Genomic DNA, 21,291 nt, shown 5'->3' with positions numbered 1-21,291 from the left:
CCAAAGAGTTGTGCGTGCCTTCATCACAGGTTTGACTGAGTAGCCTCGTCAACGGCAAGCATTCAGCTCCGTTGGACGAAAGGGCTTCGACAGACCTATCACATCACTGAGCTCGGGATACTTCGTGAGTAAATCGATCGGCGCTACGCTCGAGATCGCGCTGATAGACAAACTTGGGTCGTGCTCCCGCAGCATTCTAATAAGCTCGAAGCCGCCCATGCCGTCCTGCAAGAAACAGTCGATGACAACCAACTCAAAGTTCGAGTCCACGAGCTCCTGCAAACCTGCCCCCACCGCTTTCGGCCACGACGACCTCGAGCCCTTTAATGCGGAGAACCATAGCAAGGGCCGAACGTAGGTGATTCTGATCATCAACAACGAAACCGTGGGACATTTCATGTCCACTACTGATCACGGACGGCTCTCTTCAGCTCCCCAGAAGGGTTGGGCTTCTCCAGAGTACATATGGTTCGTTTCCGCCAAGCCTCAGACCTATGTATATCTGACGCGTCATTTCCAGACCTCTGCCGTAAGGACGCCAATCCCCGTGCCCTCCATGCATCTGGTTTCGTGAAATTCGCCTGCGATTTTGGGGGCATGCGGCAATATTATGGAGCCGCACAAGCCCGTCAGACCGTCGAACGCGATCTGATCTTGCCCTTGCGATATTTCATTCGTGCCGGCTGATTGATTCTTGCTATCATCTTATTACTGGGCGCAAAGGTTACTCGGCCATATAGGCATATTTCCTCGGCTACGTAGGTATATCCCAGATGGATAAGCTCTTTTCGACAATGGATGTACATCCTCGAGACCGGTTTGACTATTGGCATGACGTTGCGTGCAGAAACATTGCGGGACATTCCTCAAAGCCGGCGTCCAAGCAGACTTTTGAAGCACAGATCGAAGGCGGGTCGATCGCAGACATGGGGCTTGTTCTTTTCGAGAATTCCCCCATGACAGTCACACGTACAGCGCGGCACATCGCGCAATCGGAGGGCGATAGCCTTTTCGTTTGCCAGCAGGTCAGAGGCTCAGTCGCGATAGAGCAGAACGGCCGTCAAGTCATACTGCAAGCGGGTGACGTGACGCTCGTTGACCCGCTGTTACCTTATTTTGCAAGATTCTCGGACGTATCCAAGCTACTTGTGCTGAAGGTTCCTAGGGCCGCTCTAAGAGCCCGCCTTGGGCAAACACGCGAGATGCTTGCAATTCCAATCTCGGCGTGCGAGCCCCGGTTCGGTTCGGTCTCATCGTTCGTAGCGATGTTGCCCGGAATAGCCGGCTCCATTTCGTGTGCTGCGGAAGAACTCGCCAGAGATCAAACACTCGATATCATTGCATGGTCACTTCTGAACGCGGTGGGATTATCAAAACCGCGCGTTTCGTCCGCGCGGTCACTCGCGCTGCTCAACGTGCGCACAGCTATCGAATCAAGATTATGCAATCCAGCGCTGGATCCTCGAACAGTGGCCGAGGCCGCCGGAATTAGCGTTCGGTATGCCAACGCACTCCTCGGCGAGCAGAGCACCTCGATTACGCGCCTGATCCGAACCCGGCGACTTGTGAGATGTCGAATAGCGCTTGAAGACCCTCTGCAAGGGCATCGGACGATCAGCGATATCGCGTACGGCTGGGGATTTTCCGATATGACCCATTTCGGTAGAAGCTTCAAGGCTATGTACGGTGTCTCGCCCCAACACTACAGAAGTTTACACAAGAGTCCTCGTTCGGGCGCCCAAAGATGACGACTATCTTGTTTCTCTCTCGCACGCATCTCGGATACTGCCGACAAGTAATCCGTGGCGCGTTCAATATGGCCCATGGATGGGCGCGCGATGGATGTTCGCGCCGCCCTCCTCGAAGGCGAGCCGCAACCCCGGCGGCTCTGAGATGTCGTTCATAAAGCCGCGGCGCAACGGGACATCTCCGGTGAGAAAGCGTTCCGCCACCGTCAGTTCAATGTGACATCAGGGTTGGAGCAACCGTCGATTCGAAAATGTCGCGCGCGCGCCACCTAGAACGAACTCCCGAAGCCACGAATGACCATAGCCACCCATAACAATCAGATCTGCCGAGTGCTGCGCCGCATGAGAACGACTCCTGAGTGACACGTCTTGGCCGTGAGCGACAATATTCCTCACTTCGACGATCACATCATGCCGGGCAAGATGATGTGCTATACACAAGTCCGGCCGTGCTGTCATTCGCTCTCCCATCAGTCGCAACGGTTACTACTTCAACCTGTTTGGCGCATCTCAGGAATGGCATCGCGTCGGCTATCGCGCGCGCGGCGTTGTGGCTGCCGTCCCAGCAAACAAGAATCCGGTCAAACTTGACTGCGCCTTCCATGAAATAGGGAACGAGCAAGATTGGGCGACCGGATCCCAGCAAGGCTGCCTCGATCATCACCTCCTCCGACCGTTCGTCCTCCGGGCCAGCCTGAGGAAGGATTGTCAAATCGAACCTCCGCGCTGTGCGTGAAAGGAGTTCAGGAAGGCTGACCGCTTCCGCGTTGAGAATCATCGATTCAGCGGAGAGGCCTTCTCGCTGGCACGTTTCCTCGAACCGGGCTTTGGCAACTTCAGCGGCAGCTTCCACTTCTCGACGATAATCATCCAGAACAATCGCTGGAGCCCAGTCAAACAACGCTCCAGCGCTGGCCACGTCTTGCACAAATGCAATGCCCGTGAGGTGCGCATTGAAAGTTCTGGCGACTGTTACGGCGTAGTCCACCGCGAATGACGGAGTATTGCCCGCCGGAAGGGTCACCAGAATGTCCTTGATAACAATCACTCTCCACTTGTCGCCGCGTATCCGCTTGCATTAAGATCGTCTCGGCAGCACTTGAGGATCCATCTTGCAAGGACGTTAGACAAACGAAATCTATTGACGCTTGAATACATTTTTGCGGTTGCATGAGAATGGACAATGCCTTGCGTGACACCTTTCGGTCTGCGCACGGACTCGCATCCCTTTAACGACGGCTTGAACCGCTACCGTGGGTGCGATGCAAAGCGGACATCGTTGACGCGGAATCGGAGGAGTCTGATGGCTCAAATGCCACGCCGGCGCGGCTGATTTATAGAGCTCGTCGATTCATCTATTCAATTCGGGGTAAGACCTCAAATTGATGAAACGGTGGCGGCGAAGATAACGTCCACTCCAGCGTGGTTGCGCCAGGTCCCCACGGATTGTCCGCAGCCCTCTCCTTCCGGACGAAGGCATAAACCATGCCCACGAAGAACGCGATCAGACCGGCTGCGGAGACATAGGACCCGATCGAGGCAATCTGGTTCAAGCCTACAAATGCGTCGGGATAATCTGCAACTCGTCGCGGCATTCCCGACAATCCGAGGAAATGCATCGGAAAAAACGCAAAGTTGACGCCGACAAAGGTCAGCCAGAAGTGCAGTTTGCCGAGGGCTTCCGAGTACATGTATCCAGTCATTTTCGGGAACCAATAATACCAACCTGCGAAGATCGCGAATACGGCGCCAAGCGACAGTACATAATGGAAATGCGCAACTACGTAGTAAGTGTCCTGCAACGTCCGGTCGATGCCCGGATTGGCGAGCACTACACCGGTGACACCGCCGACCGTAAACACGAAGATGAATCCGATCGCCCACAGCATTGGCGTTCGAAATGTTATGGAGCCGCCCCACATGGTTGCTATCCAGGAGAAGATCTTTATGCCAGTTGGAACTGCGATCACCATGCTGGCCAACGCGAAATACGCCTGGGCGCTGCTTGACATCCCGACCGTGTACATATGGTGGGCCCAGACGAGAAATCCGATAAATCCGATCGCAACCAGTGCGTAGACCATTCCGAGATAGCCGAATATCGGCTTGCGGCTGAATGTGGAAACGACGTGGCTGACGATGCCGAAGCCGGGCAGAATCATGATGTAAACCTCGGGATGACCGAAGAACCAGAAAAGATGTTGATACAACACCGGATCGCCGCCCCCCTCCGCCGCGAAAAACGTTGTCCCAAAATTGCGGTCGGTGAGAAGCATGGTAATGGCGCCGGCGAGCACAGGCAGCGACAGCAACAACAGGAAGGCCGTCACGAGGACCGACCAGGCGAATAACGGCATTTTATGCAGGCTCATACCCGGCGCCCGCATATTGAATATGGTGGTGATGAAATTGATCGAACCGAGGATCGAAGACGCACCCGCGATATGCATCGACAGGATTACGAAATCGACGGCCGGTCCCGGATGGCCCGAGGTCGACAACGGCGCGTACAGCGTCCAACCGGTACCGGCGCCGCTCGAGCCGGGCTCGCCTTCGACGAACATCGAGATAATGAGCAGTGCAAATGACGCAGGCAGCAGCCAAAACGATATGTTGTTCATGCGCGGAAACGCCATGTCCGGCGCGCCGATCATCAGCGGCACCATCCAATTGCCAAATCCACCCATCATCGCCGGCATGAGCGTGAAAAAGATCATGATCAGGCCGTGACCGGTTACGAATACATTGTAGGTATGCGTGTTCGTGAACATCTGCAGGCCGGGCTGCTGCAATTCCATCCGAATTACAACTGAAATGATTCCACCGATCAGACCTGCGCAGAGAGCGAACACGAAGTACATCGTGCCGATGTCTTTGTGGTTGGTTGAGTAAAGATAGCGGCGCCAGCCGCTCGGATATGCGTGACCTCTCTCGGGCGCGCAAACTCTCGATATCGTCGGCATCACTAGCTCCGATCAAGCAGTTCACCCGGGAGTGATACAAGCGCCGAATGCTCCGTGGCGTTCGACATCCGCCACATCTGCTATCTGTGTCTCATCGGAGGATGCAGGCGACAATCGATTTCTATTGTTGTTTGAGTGCATGATTCTTGATCAATCGACCGGCAGCGCCGTGATTGCCGTTTACTCACGCTCTCCATCGCTGAGCACGCTTTCTTCGTTCGAAATCGTAACGGGCTCTCCCAATCGACACCGCTAGGTGAGCGCCTTGGATGTACGGAGGCCCGAATGATGGAGCTGGAGCCAACAATTCCAGCAGGGACGATGCTTGGTCTGGGCGTTCGCCTATCTTCTGCCTACGACGGCCAAGAAGGCTTCGAATATCTAGGGGTCACCACCGGATACATCTCGTGGATCTTCCGGAACTCGCGTGCGACCTCTCCATAGCCGACTGCATCAAGGAAGTCGCAGAAAACCGTCTCAGCGTTCGCGTGCACGTTGGAGCCTTCACCGATCTGTTGCAGCGATCTAAGTTCATCAATCGCGTCTTCCTTGGTCATGGCATGCTCGATTTTAAGCGGAACTTGCAACTCAACCTGCCTTCCTTCCGACTTGATACGAAACTGTGTCCTCGCGGCCGGTTATCACATAGGACAGACGCTACTCTCGACGGTTTTTCCGTCATTAGCTGACGTCTCAAAGTCCGAGATAGGCACGCCGGACTTCAGGATCGGCTATGAGTTTCTTGGTGGACCCGCTACGAACGATATGACCGGCTTCCATGACGTAACCGCGATCGGCAATCGACAGAGCCAGATTGACGTCCTGTTCAACCAATAAGATCGTCAGGCCCTCGCGAGGGATCGTTGCCAGCGCATCCATCAACTGTTCTACGACGACGGGTGCCAGTCCCAAACTCATCTCGTCGATCATCAGCAGGATTGGAGCCGCCATCAATCCGCGAGCCATCGTACACATCTGCTGTTCGCCTCCCGACAAGCTGCCAGCGAGCTGACGCCGGGGCTCCGCCAAGCGTGGGAAAAGCGTGTACAGGTCGAAGAGCTGACGATTTTCAGGAACCTGGACGAGGCCGAACTCGGTCGGACGTCATCGGCAAGAGATCCTGGGAATTCATGGCCATGCTGCCCCTGCAGCCAAGCATGCGCGACAGCGCACGCAGCAAGGTGGTCTTCAACATGAAGTTTATCCTTTACTCCTCGCCTTCCGTTGCTGAATCGGCGTGACGTTACTCGCCCTTTGCCCGGACTTTACGGCGACGAGCACGCTGCATGGCGGTTGATGCAAGATTGATTCGCCGACCGACCCGTTCAACCAACGCGCAAGCGTCCCTTGATCTCGATGACCAACGACGATCAGATCCGCGTTTATGTCTGTTGCGGACAGAATTATCTGTTCCGCCGGCTTGCCATACTTGAGTTCGCTGGTTGCAGCGCGTCGCAACCGCTTCACGCCCTCGTCAAGTACGGTCTGGACTACAAAACGCTGATTGTCGGGAATGAAAGACATTGCCTCAACGATGAGCATGCTTTCGGACGGGTCTATGATCGCAAGAAGATGAACTGTGGCACCACATGCTAATGCTAAGTTTTCGGCTTGAACCAGTGCTTCGCGGCCATCGGGTGAACCGTCGAAAGCCAGGAGAATTGTTTGATACATGAGGGATCTCCCTTTTGTAAGTTGGTACGCTGAGCTCACGATCGGCATATTTGGCTGGCGAGATCTGAGGCTCCATTCTGCATTGGCGAAAAGGAATCAGTTTATTCACGGCCCTGGCGTCGAGAAAAGGACGTTTGAAGGAGGCTGTTGCGCTCTGTGCTAGAGTCGCTGGCTGCTACGGCGGATGCGCATTAGCGCTGGCCTCAAGCGTCCTTCATCGAATCCAGGCCGTAGGAGCGATGACCGATCGTTGTCGACTTTCAAGAGGAACCAAAAGCGAACGCGCCTTAGCGTTCTGATCAGAGAAGTCACCAGCTCAATCCCCGAAACGATTTCTTCGTCATTGGGGCCTCCCATTGCTGCGCGCTGTTGCGCCGCGCGTTGCCACATCGGCACGCTAACGCTGCCATCAAAGTATGCTCGGGATCATTTTTGACAAACGAAAAGTATCGCCACTTGATATCGATTTCATTGATTTTAGTCCCGCATGGGCACAGAGCTGGCAAGGACCTTTCGGGCCGTCCACGTGCGGTCCGATTGCGTCGGAGATATGGGCGGGCTCGCGGCATTACATGAGCGCGGCGTTGATCCACAGATGGGTGAGGATGCTTGCCACGTATCCCAGCCCAATGGCCCAGCTCCATCGAAGGTGGTTGATAAACGTGTAGTGGTTGCGCAGCAGTCCCATCAGCGCCACGCCCGCCGCCGTGCCGATGGACACGAGGCTCCCCCCGACACCGGTGCTCAGCGTGACGAGCATCCACTGGCCGCTCGACATATCGGGGTTCATGGTGAGCACCGCGAACATCAGTGGGATGTTGTCGAACGCCGCGCCAAGCACACCGATCGCGATGTTGGCGACGGTCGGTCCCAGGTCGCCATAGAGAAAATTCGACACAAGCGCGAGATAACCGGCGACGCCAAGTCCGCCGACGGCGAAGATGACGCCGAAGAAGAACAGCAGCGTGTCCCACTCCAGGCGCCTGATCTCCCGCAAGGAGTCGAACGCCATGTCTTGGTCGTCGCGGCGGCGCCCGATCCGCTGGAGGATGTAGCTGTACATTTGCAGGTATCCGAGACCCAGCATCATCCCGAGCGCGGGCGGCAAACTGAAAATGCTCTTGAAAGCGACGGCGGTCGCGATGGTGGCCGCGAACAGCCCGATCACAACGGCGGCGCCGTGCTTGAGTTGTCGGGTTTCGCTTACCGGCTCGGGCATTCCTTTCGGCACGCCGAAATGCATAAGCGTCGCAGGTACGAGGAAGTTCACCAGCGCCGGGAGGAAGAGATGGAAGAACTCGAGGAATTCCAGCTTGCCTTTCTGCCAGACCATCAGCGAGGTGACGTCGCCGAACGGCGAGTATACGCCGCCGGCATTGGCGGCCACCACGATGATGATGCAGCCCATGACGATGAACTGGTAATTGCCGACCCCGACGGCCACCACTACGGCGCCCATGACGAGCGCTGTGGTGAGGTTGTCGATCATGGGACAGCCGAAGAAGGCAATCCCCCCGACCAGCCAGAAAAGCTGCCGGTAGGAGAGCTTCATGCTGACGAGTTTGGCCCTCAACACGGCGAAGACGCGCCGCTCCTGCATCGTGTTCACATACGTGATCGCCACCACGAGGAACAGCATCAGTTCGCCATAGTCGAGGATCACATGCTTGGCGGCGGCTTCGAGCACGGCACTTTGACCATGCGCGGCGTAGACGACGCCGAGCAGCGCCCAGATGAGGCCCGCCGCCAGCATAACGGGTTTCGACTTGCGCAATTGAATGATTTCCTCGACGGCCACGAATCCGTAGGCGACGAAGAAGATCAGGAGCGCGAGATAGCCGACGGGATGCTGCGTCAAGTCGATGCGTGCCGCCGCCTCCTGGGCATGGAGCGGCGCGGGAGCGAACAGAAGCAAGGCAAATACCGGAACCGCCAGCATCCATAGCCGTCCGGCAAAACGCAACATCGTCAGCCCCTGTCGACGAGAGTCGAACGTCATCACCTTGCGGCTTTCCACTATTGGGTTTGAGTACGGCGGGCCCTGTTCACCGGCGCGAGAGGATCGTGCCTGCTGGGGATAAGGCGTAGCACGCCACGGCGCGACATGCGCCGAGTGCTGCGTAGGGAATAGTGCCCACGGACCTATGGCGAGTACTACCTACGCGCTTGCGTGCGGGGTGAGGGAGGCGCATTCTCGCTGGAAAAAAAATCGTCCGCCTGGCACGGAGGAGCTGCATTGGGCGACGTCATCCGCAGATCAGATAGTGCGACTGCGGGCTTGCGCTGGAGTGCAGGCCGGCTGCGCGAGTTGGGGCCGGCGCGGTACGCTCTGATCGGCGGCGTTTTCACGGCCACCTATCTCGGGCTCGAATGGCTCACGCGCGTCCATGAACTCGAAGGCCTCGGCATCACGCTGTGGAATCCGGTGAAGGCGCTGAGCCTCGGCCTGTTGCTGCTCAAAGGCGTCGCTTATGCGCCGCTGCTGTTCTTGGCGGCGTTGCTGGTCGATCTCTTCATCTACGGGGCAGCCAAGAGCGTCGCTTCTACTGTTGCCACGAGCGCGGTTGTTGCGCTCGGTTATGCGGCGCTCGCCGCAGGTCTCACGCGAGGCCTCGGCTTTGCGGTTGGACGGTCCGACCTGCGCAATGTGATTGCGCTGCTGGTGACGGTGCCGGCAGGGACATTCGTCATAGCCTGCCTCTATTGCGGCTTTCTCGTGTGGTTCGACGATCTGCCGGCGAGGCAGTACTGGGAAGCGGTGCAGCATCTTTGGGTCGGAGACACCGTCGGCATCATCATCCTCCTCCCCGTTGCCATGGCCGCGTCCGGGTCAGTTCAACGTCTGGGTGAGACAAGACCCGCGGTACTGCTGATAGACTCAGGGGCCTTTCTGGCGGGGGTCCTGATCGCGTTGTGGCTGATCTTCTCCTTCGAGGGAGCCCACGAATACCATTTCTTCTATCTGCTGTTCCTCCCGGTGAGCTGGATCGCGATGCGCACCGGGTTCGTGGGAGCGGCAGCTGGCGTGTGTGTCGTCCATCTGCTGCTGTTGGCTCTCATCAGTTGGGGTGGCTATCCCGCGAGCACTTTCATGGGCTACCAGCTCCTGGTGCTGGCGCTCGTGTTCAACGGGTTGTTGCTCGGCGCCGTCGTCGACGAGCGCCGCAGATCGGATGAGCTCCTGCGCGAGCAGCATGCCGAGGTGGTGCGCATGACAAGGCATGCGACGGCCGGTGCGATGGGCGTTTCATTGGCGCACCAAATCAGCCAGCCCCTGTCGAACGTCGCCATGTACCTTCACGTCGGCCGGCAGCTTTTGGCTGACAAGCCTGCCGAACTGGCGCCGATTGCGGCATCTCTTGAAAAGGCAACAGGGCAGCTGCGGCACGCGAAAGACATCCTCGAGCGTCTGAGGGATTTCGTTTCGCGCGGCACGCTGAGGCCAGCTCCCACCGACCTCGGCGCCCTGACGCGGAAGGTGGTGGCATTAGCCGAGGATGACGCAAGGGCGCACGGGGTATCGGTGCGGTTCGAGGCTGCGTCCGTGCCGCCGGTCACGATCGATGCCCTTCAGCTTGAGCAGACCCTGATCAACGTGATCAACAATGCCATCGACGCCGCCGCGGAAGCGAGCCGGTCGCCTGGCAGCGTTACCGTTCGCGTGGCAGCGATAGACAAGCGGGCGCGGATCGAGATCGAGGACAACGGGCCAGGCGTCTCTGAAGTTGTGGCCAACCACCTGTTCGAGCCGTTCGTCACGACGAAGCCGGGCGGCATGGGGCTCGGGCTGGCGCTGTCGCGCGAGCTGATCGGAGCGCATGGAGGGACGATCGATTGGGAGCGCATCCGGCCGGATGGCGGGGCGCGGTTCACGATCGAGCTTCCCTTGAGCCCGGAGGCGAGCCATGGGGCATAAACACGTCGTGCACGTCATCGACGATGAAGCCGATGTCTGCGAAGCCCTCAAAGTACTGTTGCATACGGCGGGGATGGAAGCGCGCACCTACGCCTCGGCCGAAGAATTCCTCGCGGAAGTCAGGCTGAGCATGCCGTTATGCTTGCTGGTCGACGTGCGCTTGCCGGGAATGAGCGGGTTGGATCTCGTGCGAGAGCTGCAACAGGGGCCGGTGCGCCCGGTGGTGGTCATGATCACTGGCCATGGCGATGTGCCGCTCGCCGTCAAGGCCATGCGGGCGGGGGCGCTGCACTTTCTCGAGAAGCCGTTCGAGCCGGCGGAGCTCCTTCAGACTCTGGAGGAAGCACACCAGCGCGTCAGCGAACTGGCTGCCGAGGAAGCAACGTCTGCGGCTGTCGAGGCCAGCTACCGGTCGCTCACGCCCCGCGAACAGGAGGTGATGGCGCTGCTGGCTGAAGGGATGCCGACGAAGCTGCTCGCTACAAAGCTCGGGATCAGCACCCGGACAGCCGAGCATCATCGCGCAGCTGTGCTGAAGAAGATGGGCGCGCGGACATTGTCGCACCTCGCCCGTATGAGCATAAACCTGCAGTCGCGGAATATGCTAATTCGGTCATAGGTGGTTATCACAATTCAGGGGAGAGGCGGTCGCCGTACTCTCGCATCGAGGCGCCGCTTTCTGCACGCGGCCTGCGACGTCGTCGCCCGATGGAGTTGGTCGTTCGATGGAACAGCTCCGTACAGACAGCATGCTCTGATTAGGTTTCGATCGCTGCGCTCGCTTTTCGGATAACGAGGGCATCGCAAGGTACGTCATCCACGATCGCTTTTGCGACGCTCCCTAGAAATATCTCGAAGAAGGCACTCCGCCCGTGCGTACCAAGCACTAACAGGTCCACCTCTTTGTCTCGCACATAGTCGCGCAACAGAAGATTTGGTGCGCCATCCTCGATCAGCACATGCGGCTGTTGCCAACCGGGCGCTGATTTGTCCACCTCTGCCAAAAACGCACGCACCTCCTGCTCGACTTCCATACGATATTGTCGACGCAACGCTGATTCAGTTATCAGCCCGGACGGTGGGCTGTACGCGTGAAAGATTGTTAGCCTTTGTCCAGAGAAAAAGCGTGCGGCTGTTTCCAGCGCATAGCGTGAGGAATCGGAGAGGTCGGTAGCGAAAACAATATTTTCGTACGGCCGGCGAGGACGGCCCTTCACAACAAGGAGCGGCAGCCGAGACCGACGAAATAGTCGATCCGCGGTCCTGCCCGATACGAAATGTCCGAGCGACTCGCCTCTTCCGACGCCGATTGCAATCAGGTCGCAGTTTTCCGCGCCGGCACTGCCTAGAATGGCTTCTACCGGATTTCCCTCGGCGACTCGCACGGCTGGCCGGGCCGGAAGTGCGTCGACATCGGCTAGGAGGTGTTTTCTGGCAGTATCGATCGGATCACGCGGGCGTCGCCACGACGGCAGTCCGGCTTCATCCGGGATGCTCAAGTCGCGATCTTCAACTACATGCAAGACGATTAGCGACGATTGCCACTGTTTTGCAAGCATGGCCGCTCGGTAGAGTGCGCGGTCGCAGCGGGCACTAAGGTCCGTCGCTAAGAGAATCTTTTTAGCTGGCCCGCTGATCCGGCTTGGCGCGTTCATACCGCACTGCTCCTGTCGCATGGAACGTGCCAAGTCGTTTGGGCTTTTAGCGGCGCGCCTTTGATGTTCCGCTTCGGAGTTGCGTGCGATGTGAGCAAGCTGCATATTCTTGACCATAGCGGAGCCTCGAATGTCGCTTTCCGTCACCTCAATTCTCAAGATCTTACGCGCAATTTCATTGTTCAATCCTCCGTTCCGTCGTGAGCTATTCACGGTGCGCGCTCGTGGTTGGCCCATTTGCTGGGATAGGGCGTAGCACGCCCCGGCGCGAAATGCGCCCAGGTCCGCGTAGGGATTAATGCTTGCGGGCTTATGGTAAGAACTACCTACGCGCTCGCGAACGAAAGTGAAGGAGGACGCACTCTCGCTGGAGCAAGAAATCGTCCGCACGGCAGTGGAGACCCGTAGCCCGTTTTCGCTCACCCTGCCTAAGATCTCCAAGGGTCTTCCTGCGAATGACGGACGCGCGTCGCGTCGTCACCCTATGTCTGGGTTGGATCATTCGCGTCGATTTGACGGGGCGCCGATCCCTTCCGGCCGTTCCCGATAAGCGGACCTTCTCAGAGTCCATCAGCATGTCTCAAAAGTAGCCACTCTCGGACTTCGGTGTGCCCAGTTGCGAACTCTGCTTTGGCGCGATGAACTGACATAGTCAGGCCGCTTCGGAAGATCCGAAAAGTGCCAAACGCGGAAGTAGTTAGCCTCGCTTGGGGAACAGCTTGTCGCGGATATAACGAGAGGTCGGTGTTAATCGGATCCCGCGCGGTTTATGCCACGCCGCCTTGTCGATTTCCTTCTTGTCACCGATGGCAAGACGACCGGAGGCTTTGTCAGCGATAAATATAGCATCGCTCATCTTTCGTCCTGATCTGGGGTTCTTGGCCTTGACCTCCTTCCAGAGCTTCAAGCGTCCCAGCTTGAGCTTTGGAAGCTCCTCCCGGATTTCCCTGCGCAAGCAACCTTTCTCCGTTTCCCGGCCACGCCTGCGGCCCCCCGGAAACATCCATAACCGGTCGCGCCTTCTTCTAACCAACAAGACCCGCCCGCGTTTTGCCGCAACGAGTTTTGATGACTTGGCCATTCCTATTCTGCGCCGCCTAACATCGAATCATTTGGATGATTTTATAAGATGCTCGACGCAATAATAGGCGGTGCCCTTAGTCGTCGAGCTTTTCGGATGTGATTTCGCCAGTCTTCGGGTCGGCATGAAAGTCCATCTTCTGGCTGTTCTTGATGCCTTCGCCTTCCCATCGACCGTCGTCGGCTTCAAGTTTGCTGACCTGCGTGTAACCCGACTTGAGAACCCTCTCGATCACTTGCTGGGCGGGCATCCAGTCCGGTCCCGGCTGGTCGGCCCTTGCCAGCGAACCCACCGAAAGGACCACGGCGAAAGCAACAGACGCTAGTTTGTTCATGGCGAGCCTCCTTGCTGACGGGCTTCCTCAGCCTGCTTGCGGAACCTGGTTGCATCGTCTTCGGATATGACGACGATAATGGACAAACGCGGTCTTAAGGACAAGGCGGAGCCAATAGGTGCCGCCTCATCCGTTCTCATTTATCGTTAGCATGCCGACTTCCGGTTTGGGTCACGGCGACTTCCGGTCTCCCTCGATGAATGGACGTTCTCAGGACAGGCGGGCATGTCTCAAAGGTGCCGATTGTGTTGAAGAAGTCGGCGCCTTAGCTGTTCTGGGTGGCGCGAGGAGAGAGGCGCGCGGGAGCTTGTTTGCTATCAGGCCGGCATCGGGGCGGACAGCGGGACCAGCTTTGCCAGCTTTCGGAGGTTCTGGGCGGTGGCAGCCAGCAGGAACTCGTCTTGAGCACCAAAGTGAGCGAGCGGCTGGGAAGTCCGCTTTGCCCTCAACAACGGGCATCGCAGGCCAGATCCTTCAGGTTCGAAAAGTGCCACAACCGGACTCATGCAGCGCAGCAACAAACACCATTCGATCAACCTCGTCGGCGAATGGTCAGTAGACATCGCGGACTACAACCGTGAAGTCATGCTGGTAGATGACGCGATCCGCGCGGTGAGCAGTCCCCGCTGTAATGGAGGTGCCCCAGCTCGATCATAGACCGAGAGGGGTACGGCCACGTTGGAGGTTGGATCTTCAAGCCTTGAAGAAGGTCGCAAGATAGAACACGGCAGCCAAAACGACGGTAATACCGACGACTGTTAAGGAGGCCTGTTTAGTTGAAACGTCGCGCATAGCAACGCCTCCTTTCAGTTGGACACCCCTAGCATTACAGTTGCCTTTTTGTTTTGACGTGCGCGCGCTGAGCGGCCGCCTGATGAGCTCTACGCCAGAATGACCATGCGATGATGTGTGCGGGTTGAATACGGTTTCGAGCGAGTCTGATGGCAATGCGGCGGATTTCCTGGATTGACCAACGGATCAGCGGCGCCGTGGTTGTGTTTTGGCTTTTGCCGGGGGGCGCCGTTTTGTTTTTTTGGGCGGTGGCGGGTTAGCTCGATGTCGGATCGCGGCCATCATGGCGAAGGCAAGCATCACCAGGGACACGTGACGGTGCCAGCCATGCCAGGATCTGCTCTCGTTGTGATCGAGCCCGAACTCGTTTTTCGCGGTTTCAAAGCTGTCCTCGATCGCCCATCGATGGCCTTCGACCGCGATCAGCGTTTCAATTGATGTTCCCGCTGGGCACCAGGTGGTGAAGAAGGCGAGGTCACCATCGGCGATGCGACGACGGATCAGTAGACCGCGCGTCCACAGACCTTGATTTGCGCTGTTGAATTCTTCGACCTCGAGGTCGGCCAATTCGAGATAACACCAATCGTGCAGCCGCGGTCCCTTGGTTCCGGCTCCTGCCGACAAGCGCTTCCAGTCGGATGAGCGCCGCGTCCGCGCGATGTCTGCGGCCGTACCGGCGACCGGCGGTCGTTTGCCCCAAGATCGAAACACATGAGCGCTGCTGACCCCAAGCACGTAGCCTTTGCCTGCCCGACGTAATTGCTGTTCGATGTCGCCAACGCCGTAGACGGTATCAGCGGCAACCCACCTGAATGGTACAGGCGCGGCTATCGCGCGTGCGATCATTCTCGTCGCAAGCTTTGGTTTGGTCGCAAAGCCGACATCGGCAGGCACATAGGCCGCTTCCAGACGATCCGGATCGTCGGTCCACTCCTTCGGAAGATACAGCGCACGATCGATGAATGCATGACCGTGGCGCGAAACATAGGCAGCGAAGACGCCGATCTGGCAGTTCGTGATCTTGCCCGCCGAACCAGTGTATTGCCGCGCCACTCCGCACGACGCCTTGCCCTGCTTGAGAAAACCGGTCTCGTCGATCACGAGGACCGCATCGTCATCCGCCAAATGCTCGATGACATAGTCGCGCACGATATCGCGCAGGGCATCAGCGTCCCAATCCCCACGACCCAGGATTGCCTGCTGCCGCCATGGGCCTGGATCGCCAGCCGCCTCCGCGCGCATCCAACCGGTCTTGCGCTGCTCATCTCCGAGCAGACCTTCCAGGAACAGGCCTGCATTCATCGCAACACGCTCTTGCGTGAACAACGGACGTATCAGCTTCTTGATCTCTCGAAGCGACGCCGCCCACAACGCAAGCGTCTCCTCAATCGACGCTGCCCGCGTCCACGATCTCCGAATCATGGTTGCCCATGGATTCAGAAACCTTCCAAGAACGCAACTGTAATGCTAGGACCGTCAAGGACCGCTTGTTGTGCCCCGGCGTTTGAAACTCGATGGCCTGACCAACCGACAGGCCGATCAACGCAGCTCCGACCGGCGTCAGAACCGAGACGCGCTTTAGTGTTATGTCCGCTTCGTGCGGATACACCAACACCACGTCCCGGACGTCACCGGTCTTGTCATCGCAGTACCGGACCTGCGAGCCCATGCGGACCACGCCGTGCAGATCGGAATTGTCTGCCACCACGCTTGCACGCTCCATCTCCTGTGCAAGGAAATGGGCCACGCGCGGGAAGAGCACCGCGCTCGAACTGGCCAGAGCGTTGAGACGCCTCGCCTCATCCTCGATCACGGTGATGGGCGGCAACACGATTTCGGGCTTGCCCTTGCGATTAGTCTTGCTCATTACCTTCTCTCCTTTCCTAAGCGGCTGATGGTCCCGGATCATCGTCCTCAAAGAGCTTCTTGCCCTTGACCAGCGGATTGCTAAACAGAGCCCTGACAACATCATTCGGATCACCTCGACTGACGCTTTCGATCCTAACGACGTTGGTGCGCCCAGCGGTGAAGAAGGGGATTTCGCTTCCGACCTTCAGCCCCACCAACGCTGCGCCCAACCGTGACATCACGGGGATCTGGGTTCGCTCGGACGTATAGTCTTCGGGAAACACCAGTTGCCTCGTCTCGCGGGGGAAGCCCAAGTTGATCCAGAACGTCACCCACGAACCCATGGTGACGATGCTGTCCAATCTGGCTGCGCGATCAGGGACGACTTCCGCACGGTTGATCTCACTCAACAGAAAACGTGCGTCCAAGTCGCCTCGATCTGCGCCCACCCGCGCGAGCCGTTCCAAGCGGCGATGGTCAGTCGCCGGAAGAGTGATTTCCGGGATAGAGGGGTTGTTCACGACATGCCTCCTCGTTTGGGCTTCCCTCTCGGGAGAGCCACACACCAAATCTGTTTGATGAAGGAAGGGTATCCGGACGGCACCAAGTACCGTCCGGCTAAGCTCCTGCTTGGAGCCGTCCGGCGTGCAAGCAACGCCGCACAATGCGCTGATCGATGTCGAGGACGTGGATCATGTCGTGGCCACCATAGGACGTTCGCCGTGCCCTGTAGCGCGACCAAACCTGCGCTTCTTCTTGCTCATGGCGCTCTCCTCTGATCAGGCCGCGGTGGGCCCCGGATCGTCATCAATCGGGTCATTGTCGGCGAACACGGGAGCACGAACGAGCGGCACAACATTGGACTCGGGTCCGGTGACGCTTTCGATTCTGACCACGTTCATGCAGCCGGCGACGAAGTACGGCATCTGGTCGCCAACATGGAGACCGATTAATGCAGCTCCCAATGGCGATAGAACGGATATCTGGGCAAGGTCGGACGTGCAGTCCTCGGGCCAGACCAGTTGCACCGTCTTCCGCGGGGCGCCCCAATTCGACCAGTACCTGATCCAGGATCCGATTGTTACGATCGATTGAGTATCGCAGGTATCGTCCGGGACAATTTCCGCGCGGTTGATCTCGACCATCAGGAACATCGCGCACATGTCCCCTTGTTGGGCTGCGGCCCGCGCGAGTTGCTCAAGACGAGGATGGTCGGAAACGGAAAGGACGATCTTGGGAAGAGGCAGCACAGCGCACTCCTTCTGCTCAAGGCGAGTCGGGCTCCTTTACGGGAAGCCACAAACCAACTGTTGTTGAGAAGAGAGCCCGGACGGCGCGATCAGCCGTCCGGCTAAACGCGTGCTTGCAGGCGGCCAGCGTATGGGCAGAGCCGCGCTATGCGCGGATCGATGTCGAAGAAAATCGTCATGAGTCCAACATAACCTCAGATCGCGTTGCCAACATTGCGGCGAAAGCGCGCACTTCACGCCAGGCTCCGCCCGCTTGGCTGACACTGTCACGACGGCGAGGCGGTTTGACGTCAACGTGAGCCGTTTTCTGCGTGACCCGGGTTATAGTGGTTGAGGGTCCATCGCTCACATGCGCGCGAGCATCGGAACAACGAGCAGCTTTCTATGAAACGCGACGCTGTCCCAAATTTCAGCCAAGACGAGGACATCCGGCCGGTTGAGACAAGTGGCTGGCGAGTGATTGCGCTCCTCGCCTTCTATGTTTTGCTCAGCGCTCTCGCGGCTGCTCTTTCGGCTGCTATTGGTACGCTACCGTACTGGATCTGGCCGGCTCGATAATGGCGCTGATGCCGCTGAATCATCAACGAAAGTACTCACAAAACTTCTGGGCCAGTTGGTAGCGGCTTGCGGGTCGCAGCGACTTCGCACAATTGGTCAGCGCGAAACTGCAAATCTGGCTGTGGAGATATCCAATCTCCTCAGCTATGCAATTACCGATGGTGGGAGACAATTCTCCCGGAACCTTCCAGTAAGGGTAATGAACGCAAATGTTCCTCCTTGCCGTTCTCGTCCTTCCTTTCGCCGGGAGCTGTATTGCGGCCGTCCTGCGGGTCAACGCACGCAACGCCGAGGCGTGGCTCGCCGGCGCAGTCGCTCTTATTGCTTTTGGCCTGACAGCGACGGCCTATCCGAGTGTCACGAATGGTGGCGTGATCCGACTACGAACGGAGTGGGTCGCAGACCTTGGACTCGAGTTCGTCCTGAGGCTAGACGGCTTCGCATGGGCCTTCGCCATGCTGATCACCGGCATCGGATTCCTGGTGGTGCTGTATGCCCGCTACTACATGTCTCCCAGCGATCCCGTTCCGCGCTTCTTCTCCTTCCTGCTTGCGTTCATGGGGGCAATGCTGGGCATCGTGCTCTCCGGCAACTTGCTGCAGCTGGTCTTCTTTTGGGAGTTGACGAGCCTGTTTTCCTTCCTGCTGATCAGCTATTGGCATCACAACGCGGCCGCTCGCGACGGCGCACGGATGGCCTTAACCATCACGTCGGCTGGCGGCCTTTGCCTCTTCGCCGGCGTACTGGTGATTGGACACATTGTTGGCAGCTACGACCTGGAGCGGGTGCTGGCGTCCGGTAATGTGATCCGTTCGCATGCGCTTTATATTCCAGCACTGATCCTGATCCTCCTCGGCGCCCTCACGAAGAGCGCCCAGTTTCCATTTCATTTCTGGTTGCCCCACGCCATGGCCGCTCCAACTCCGGTCTCGGCTTATCTGCATTCCGCAACAATGGTGAAAGCCGGCGTGTTCCTTCTGGTAAGGCTCTGGCCGGCAATGGGTGGAACGAATGAATGGCTATGGCTGGTAGGATCGGCTGGCCTGATCACGTTTTTCCTGGGCGCGTTTCTCGCAGTATTTCAGCAAGATCTAAAGGGACTGCTGGCCTACTCGACAATCAGCCACCTCGGGTTGATCACGCTCCTGACGGGACTCGATACACCTTTCGGGCAGATCGCCGCGATCTTCCATATTTTCAACCACGCGACTTTCAAGGCGTCGCTGTTCATGGCGGCAGGCATCATTGATCACGAAACCGGCACACGCGACATTCGTCGCCTCAGTGGGCTATGGGCCTTCATGCCGATCACGGCGACGCTGGCTATGGTGGCCGCCGCAGCGATGGCGGGCGTGCCCTTGCTGAATGGCTTTCTTTCGAAGGAGATGTTTTTTGCCGAAACGATCGAGATCCATGATAACTCGCTCGTCGATCAAGCGCTTCCATATATCGTCACCCTTGCCAGCACGTTCACGGTTGCCTATTCGCTGCGATTCATTCGCGACGTGTTCTTTGGCCCGGCTCCTATAGGCCTGCCACGCATTCCGCACGAGCCACCGCTCCTGATGCGATTTCCGGCTGAACTTCTCGTGCTGACGTGCCTTATCGTTGGCGTCGCACCGTCGTTTACCGTAGCGCCGATCCTCGATACGGCCGCCCGGGCGGTTCTCGGCTCGGCGATGCCAGAGTACAGCCTAGCTGTCTGGCACGGCTTTACGCCCGAACTCCTGATGAGCTTCGTCGCAATGGCCGGCGGCCTGGCCGTTTACGCGATGCTGCGCTCCTATCTGCTCACACGTGAGGGACCGCCCCTGCTGCGTCGTATCAATGGCAAGCGGATCTTTGACTGGGTGCTTGTGACGTTGTCCTGGCGACTAGCACGATGGCTTGAAGGCAATCTCGGGACGAGGCATCTACAGCCACAGCTGCGGCTCTTGGCTGGGACAGCGTTCGTCGCTGCCCTGCTACCGCTTTATGCACGCGGAATCATGGTCGGGGACTCGCCTCGGGGCCAACTCGACGTCGCCTTTGGACTGCTCTGGACCATTGGGATTGCTTGCGCGCTGGGTGCCGCCCTTCGGGCTAAATTTCACCGCGTGGCCGCGCTGATACTGCTCGGCGGCGCGGGTCTCGTCACCTGCATCAGTTTCGTCTGGCTATCCGCGCCCGATCTCGCTCTGACGCAGATCGTCGTCGAAACCGTAACGACGGTACTCCTACTGCTCGGTTTGCGATGGCTGCCGAAGCGCGTCGCGGAAATCGCCCCGAGCACCACCGTCGGCAGGATCCGATGGCACCGCGTTCGCGATTTCGCTATCGCGCTGCTCGTAGGCGTCGGATTAGCGGGCCTTGCATTAGCGGTGATGCAGCGCCCTGCTCCCAACAGTATTTCGCGGTATTTTGTCGAGAACGCTTACACCATGGGCGGCGGAACCAATGTGGTGAACGTCATCCTCGTGGACTTCCGCGGCTTCGATACGTTGGGCGAGATCACCGTGCTCGCGGTCGTTGCGCTGACCGTTTATGCGTTGCTACGCCGCTTCCGTCCGGCGCCCGAAAGCATTCCCGTCCCCGAACAGCAGCATGCTCAGGACGCCTACGACCACGCGCATCCCGATCGCAAGAAGGGTGATACTGTACAGGATACGATAGCTACGGCAGCGCTGATAATGGGGCTGCTATTTCCGGCGATCGGCGTAACGGCCATCTTCCTGCTGCTGCGCGGGCACGACCTTCCGGGCGGAGGCTTCGTCGCTGGCATCACCATGGCCTCCGCATTCATCCTGCAGTACATGGCTCGCGGCACGGTATGGGTGGAGGCGCGTCTGCACGTCATGCCGGTGCGCTGGATGGGATTGGGCCTCCTATTGGGGGCTGGTACGGGAGCTGCCGCCTTGGTTTTCGGACGCCCGTTCCTGACCTCATACTTTGCTTACACCGAACTGCCTCTGATCGGGCGCGTTCCGACGGCCAGCGCTCTCGTCTTCGACATCGGCGTGTTCTCGCTCGTCGTCGGGGCAACGGTACTGCTGCTGATCGCGATCGCGCATCAATCCCTGCGGCGCTACGGTGTCCCGCTCCAGAGAGAGCAACGCGCGTCCGCCGATCGGCCGAAGGAGGAGGTGGTGTGATGGAGATTGTCCTGGCCGTCGGTATAGGTGCGCTTGCGGGCTCTGGTGTGTGGTTGATCCTGCGACCGCGCACGTTTCAAGTAATCATCGGGCTGTCACTACTCTCCTATGCGGTCAATCTCTTTATCGTGGCCATGGGACGGTTGCGGACGGGAGCACCGGTGCTCGTTGCGCCCGAAACCGGGGATGCATCGCAGTATGCTGATCCGCTCCCACACGCGCTCGTTCTGACTGCGATCGTTATCAGCTTCGCGACAACGGCACTGTTCCTGGTTGTCCTCCTTGCATCGCGCGGCCTGGCAGGGACTGATCATGTTGACGGTCAGGAGCCAGAAACGTGA

At 58.4% G+C, this 21,291-nt stretch carries 17 protein-coding genes and 1 pseudogene; 5 read left to right on the top strand and 13 right to left on the bottom strand.

Annotation, left to right across the window (positions count from 1 at the left end):
• The first annotated feature begins 773 nt into the window (after positions 1 to 773).
• The gene (locus RX328_RS15310; RefSeq protein WP_213256868.1) at positions 774 to 1,748 is read left to right on the top strand and encodes a helix-turn-helix domain-containing protein; all 975 of its coding nucleotides are present in this window, start codon (positions 774 to 776) and stop codon (positions 1,746 to 1,748) included.
• Positions 1,749 to 2,157: 409 nt separating this feature from the next.
• Here the strand turns inward: RX328_RS15310 and RX328_RS15305 are convergent, their stop codons facing one another.
• The 6 genes and pseudogenes from RX328_RS15305 to nhaD form a co-directional block, all read right to left on the bottom strand.
• Entirely contained in the window at positions 2,158 to 2,796 is a 639-nt protein-coding gene (locus RX328_RS15305; RefSeq protein ID WP_213256870.1) for a universal stress protein, read from the bottom strand.
• Between the two features lie 307 nt (positions 2,797 to 3,103).
• The gene (ctaD, locus tag RX328_RS15300) at positions 3,104 to 4,711 is read right to left on the bottom strand and encodes a cytochrome c oxidase subunit I (RefSeq protein WP_213256872.1); all 1,608 of its coding nucleotides are present in this window, start codon (positions 4,709 to 4,711) and stop codon (positions 3,104 to 3,106) included.
• A 353-nt stretch (positions 4,712 to 5,064) separates the two neighbouring features.
• Positions 5,065 to 5,268 (bottom strand): hypothetical protein, encoded by a 204-nt coding sequence (locus RX328_RS15295; RefSeq protein WP_213256874.1) that lies wholly within the window; start codon positions 5,266 to 5,268, stop codon positions 5,065 to 5,067.
• 136 nt (positions 5,269 to 5,404) lie between these two features.
• Positions 5,405 to 5,900: pseudogene (locus RX328_RS15290) on the bottom strand (ABC transporter ATP-binding protein); the annotation flags it as partial.
• Positions 5,901 to 5,911: 11 nt separating this feature from the next.
• Complete coding sequence (locus tag RX328_RS15285; RefSeq protein WP_213256876.1) at positions 5,912 to 6,385, bottom strand: universal stress protein; 474 nt, start codon at positions 6,383 to 6,385, stop codon at positions 5,912 to 5,914.
• 568 nt (positions 6,386 to 6,953) lie between these two features.
• Positions 6,954 to 8,402, bottom strand: coding sequence for a sodium:proton antiporter NhaD (nhaD, locus tag RX328_RS15280; RefSeq protein ID WP_312018153.1), 1,449 nt, complete (start codon positions 8,400 to 8,402; stop codon positions 6,954 to 6,956).
• Positions 8,403 to 8,621: 219 nt separating this feature from the next.
• Between nhaD and RX328_RS15275 the strand changes: the two genes are divergently transcribed.
• Positions 8,622 to 10,301, top strand: coding sequence for a sensor histidine kinase (locus tag RX328_RS15275; RefSeq protein WP_213256878.1), 1,680 nt, complete (start codon positions 8,622 to 8,624; stop codon positions 10,299 to 10,301).
• Between the two features lie 7 nt (positions 10,302 to 10,308).
• Positions 10,309 to 10,920 (top strand): response regulator transcription factor, encoded by a 612-nt coding sequence (locus RX328_RS15270; protein ID WP_213256887.1) that lies wholly within the window; start codon positions 10,309 to 10,311, stop codon positions 10,918 to 10,920.
• A gap of 139 nt (positions 10,921 to 11,059) precedes the next feature.
• Here RX328_RS15270 and RX328_RS15265 read toward each other — a convergent pair whose 3' ends face one another.
• From RX328_RS15265 to RX328_RS15235, 7 genes are all read right to left on the bottom strand, one after another.
• On the bottom strand, positions 11,060 to 12,142 hold the full coding sequence (locus tag RX328_RS15265) for a universal stress protein (protein WP_213256889.1): 1,083 nt from the start codon (positions 12,140 to 12,142) through the stop codon (positions 11,060 to 11,062).
• 511 nt (positions 12,143 to 12,653) lie between these two features.
• The gene (locus RX328_RS15260) at positions 12,654 to 13,037 is read right to left on the bottom strand and encodes an NUDIX hydrolase (RefSeq protein ID WP_213256891.1); all 384 of its coding nucleotides are present in this window, start codon (positions 13,035 to 13,037) and stop codon (positions 12,654 to 12,656) included.
• Between the two features lie 76 nt (positions 13,038 to 13,113).
• Positions 13,114 to 13,371, bottom strand: a complete 258-nt coding sequence (locus RX328_RS15255; protein ID WP_213256901.1) for a PepSY domain-containing protein — start codon at positions 13,369 to 13,371, stop codon at positions 13,114 to 13,116.
• A 978-nt stretch (positions 13,372 to 14,349) separates the two neighbouring features.
• Positions 14,350 to 15,585 (bottom strand): IS701 family transposase, encoded by a 1,236-nt coding sequence (locus RX328_RS15250; RefSeq protein WP_317258705.1) that lies wholly within the window; start codon positions 15,583 to 15,585, stop codon positions 14,350 to 14,352.
• Entirely contained in the window at positions 15,548 to 16,030 is a 483-nt protein-coding gene (gene rnk, locus RX328_RS15245) for a nucleoside diphosphate kinase regulator (RefSeq protein ID WP_317258742.1), read from the bottom strand. Before rnk ends, RX328_RS15250 begins: the two co-directional genes overlap by 38 nt.
• A gap of 16 nt (positions 16,031 to 16,046) precedes the next feature.
• Positions 16,047 to 16,439 carry a GreA/GreB family elongation factor gene (locus RX328_RS15240; RefSeq protein ID WP_249726544.1) on the bottom strand — a complete coding sequence of 131 codons (393 nt, stop codon included), beginning with the start codon at positions 16,437 to 16,439 and terminating at the stop codon, positions 16,047 to 16,049.
• 351 nt (positions 16,440 to 16,790) lie between these two features.
• On the bottom strand, positions 16,791 to 17,261 hold the full coding sequence (locus RX328_RS15235; RefSeq protein WP_213252494.1) for a GreA/GreB family elongation factor: 471 nt from the start codon (positions 17,259 to 17,261) through the stop codon (positions 16,791 to 16,793).
• A gap of 767 nt (positions 17,262 to 18,028) precedes the next feature.
• Here RX328_RS15235 and RX328_RS15230 point away from each other — a divergent pair.
• Both RX328_RS15230 and RX328_RS15225 read left to right on the top strand, forming a co-directional pair.
• Entirely contained in the window at positions 18,029 to 20,950 is a 2,922-nt protein-coding gene (locus RX328_RS15230) for a monovalent cation/H+ antiporter subunit A (protein WP_213252493.1), read from the top strand.
• Positions 20,950 to 21,291: a Na+/H+ antiporter subunit C gene (locus RX328_RS15225; RefSeq protein WP_213252492.1), complete on the top strand. Its 342-nt coding sequence runs from the start codon at positions 20,950 to 20,952 to the stop codon at positions 21,289 to 21,291. The genes RX328_RS15230 and RX328_RS15225 overlap by 1 nt, the downstream gene beginning before the upstream one ends.

The sequence above is a fragment of the Bradyrhizobium sp. sBnM-33 genome (assembly GCF_032917945.1).
Lineage (GTDB): Bacteria > Pseudomonadota > Alphaproteobacteria > Rhizobiales > Xanthobacteraceae > Bradyrhizobium.
Note: the sequence above shows the minus strand (reverse complement) of the source record. Positions and strands in the feature narration are given on the sequence as shown.